The organism is Leisingera sp. F5 (assembly GCF_001593695.1).
The window spans coordinates 1-2,642 of the sequence record NZ_LUKH01000379.1; the positions used below are offsets into that span (position 1 = coordinate 1).

A 2,642-nucleotide genomic window follows, 5' to 3' on the forward strand; every position below is an offset into this window, starting at 1 on the left:
TTTGTACGGGGCATTGCATTCACGGGATGATCACAACCTCAGGAGCCACGCGTCAGCAGGACAGGCCGGCAAGCCTGGCGTGGCTTTGTTCCGGGATACTGCGGCAATGGGGGGAAACTTGTCCAGCCTTCGGTGCGGCGTCCCGGGCCTTATGCGGCAGCGCTGCAGGCGTCGCGGATATCCTGGCCAAACAGTTCCACCGCGCGCCGCTGGACCTGACTGCGCCGGACAGCAAGCGAAAAGGCGGACTGCCAGCGCAACTGCGGGTGCGCCAGCTCCCGGAACCGGCCCGCCTTGACCCGGCTTTCCGCGAAATGCACCGGCAGCGGGCCCAGATACTGCCCGGTCTCGATCAGCATTGCCATCGCTTCCATATTGGCGACCACAGCAGTTGGATCCGGGCGGCCAAGCCCGGGAGAGACAAGCCTGTCATAAGAGCGCTGGCAGTGCGGATACCTGGCGATCTCCTGCGGGTTGATCAACGCATGCGGCGCAGTGAACAAAGGGTGGTCCCGGCCGCAATAAAGCCGGTGCTCTTCGCGGCACAGCGGCTCATAGGACAGGTCCGTGACCTGGTTGCGAAAGGGCGCAATGGCCAGATTCAGCGCGCCTGAGATCAGCTGCTGGGTCAAACCGGCGGGAGAGGCGACAACGATTTCCAGCCGCACCTCGTTCGGGCGGGCCAGAAAACGTCGCAGGGCCTGGGCCAGATTAAGCCCGGGCAGGCTGCTCACGGCATCGACCACGCCGATGCGCAGATCGCCGGTGACCGCATCGCGCAGCTCCAGCAGTTCGGCGTCGAAATCGCGGGCGCTGCGCAGGATGCTGCGGGCCTTCTGATAGGCGATGGCGCCGCGTTCCGTCAGCCGGAACCCGCCGCGGCCGCGCTCGCACACCCGGTAGCCGAGCGCGGTTTCCAGATCGCGGATGCGGATGCTGATGGCGGATTGGGTGATCCCCAACGCATATTGCGCATCGGAGAACCCGCCGCAGTCGGTCACGGTGACAAAAGTTTCCAGCAGCGTGTTGCGCAGCAGTTTCACGTGCCTGTTCCTCCCCGGCGGTCCTGCAGGCATTGCATGATAATCTTTCATGTAAAGATAAACAGTATAATATTTTTTCATACAGTGTTCTGTGCTGAGCTGCCGCCGGACCCGCAAATGGAGACACATATGTCTGGACACGGTTACGAAGCCGGCCGCCTGAACCTGCCCTTTGTCGGCATCGCCACCTTCGGCAAGAAACCCTATGTCGAGGATTGGGACAGCATAAACGCCGACGTCGCCATCCTTGGCGCGCCGTTTGATTCCGGCTGCCAGTTCCGCCCGGGCGCGCGTTTCGGCCCGCGTGCCGTGCGCGAGGCCTCGACGCTGTTCAGCTTCGGCCATGCCGGCGCTTACGACCACGAAGATGACGCCACCTATCTGGGCGAAGATGTGCGGATTGTCGATCTGGGCGATGCTGACATCATCCACACCAAGACTGAGGAAAGCCACGCCAATATCGAATACGGCGTGAAGAAGATCCTGGCGGCTGGCGCCTTGCCCGTCACGATCGGCGGCGATCATTCGATCAACATCCCTTGCATCCGCGCCTTTGCCGGAGACTGCGCCGGAAACGGCCCGATCCATGTGGTGCAGATCGACGCGCACCTGGATTTTGTTGATGAACGCCATGGGGTTAGGGACGGGCACGGCAACCCGATGCGCCGCGCGATCGAGCAGGACTATGTCAGCGGCATGACCCAGCTGGGCATTCGCAATGTGTCCTCCACCGCCCGCGAAGGGTATAGCGACGCACGGGCGCGCGGCTCGGACATTCTGTCGGTGCGCCAGGTGCGTAAGCTGGGGACAGATGCGGTGCTGGCGCGCATCCCCGAAGGTGCCCGCTATTACGTCACCATTGACATCGACGCCTTCTGCCCGTCGATTGCGCCGGGCACCGGCACGCCGAGCCATGGCGGTTTCCAGTATTACGACGTTCTTGAAATCCTGCAGGGCCTCAGCAAACGCGGCGATGTTGCCGGTATCGACCTGGTGGAAGTGGCCCCAGCCTTTGACCCTTCGGAAAGCACTCAGATTCTGGCCGCACAGCTGTTGTTGAATTTCATCGGCTTCATCTTCCACAACCGGCGCTAAGGTTGCAGGGGCTGCTTCATTCTGGTCGGAAATACCCCGGGGAGCGCGAGGGGCCGGCCCCTCGCTCTTGTCATTGCCGCAAGCGCCGCGGGGTCAGGGGGCCATCTTGCCCTCGGCAAAGGCCCGGGCGGCTGCGACCGCTTCCGGATCAGGCTCTGCCCCGGTGAACCCCAGCAGGTATCCTTCCAGCCGGGCGGTGCGGGCCTGCATCGGTTCGCGGACCTCCAGTGCGTGATAGCCGCATTGCATGAAATACAGGATCCGCGCCCGCGTGTCGGCCTCATACGGTGTATACCCGTGGCGCATGAACATGGCGGTGACCGCCTCCAGCCGCAGCGCATCTGCCGCATCGATCCGGTTGCGCACCTTGCCGTCGCGCCGCGACCATTCTCGCACCGCAAAGTCCAGATTGGCGTCAAACAGATCGGGATCGACAAAACAGCGGAAGAAATTGCAGACTGCCCAGGAGATGTTCTCCGCAGGCAATTCGCAATGGGTCAGGAT

Annotated in this window: 2 protein-coding genes and 1 pseudogene; 1 reads left to right on the forward strand and 2 read right to left on the reverse strand. The window is 62.9% G+C overall.

All coding sequences use genetic code 11. From position 1 onward, the window contains the following. Positions 1 to 149: 149 nt before the first annotated feature. The gene (locus A2I95_RS30575; protein WP_291735921.1) at positions 150 to 1,043 is read right to left on the reverse strand and encodes a LysR family transcriptional regulator; all 894 of its coding nucleotides are present in this window, start codon (positions 1,041 to 1,043) and stop codon (positions 150 to 152) included. 129 nt (positions 1,044 to 1,172) lie between these two features. On the opposite strand from A2I95_RS30575, the gene speB reads away from it, so the two are divergent. After that, on the forward strand, positions 1,173 to 2,138 hold the full coding sequence (gene speB / locus A2I95_RS30580) for an agmatinase (protein WP_291735923.1): 966 nt from the start codon (positions 1,173 to 1,175) through the stop codon (positions 2,136 to 2,138). A 93-nt stretch (positions 2,139 to 2,231) separates the two neighbouring features. Here the strand turns inward: speB and A2I95_RS30585 are convergent. Continuing rightward, a pseudogene (locus A2I95_RS30585) lies at positions 2,232 to 2,642 on the reverse strand (TetR/AcrR family transcriptional regulator); the annotation flags it as partial.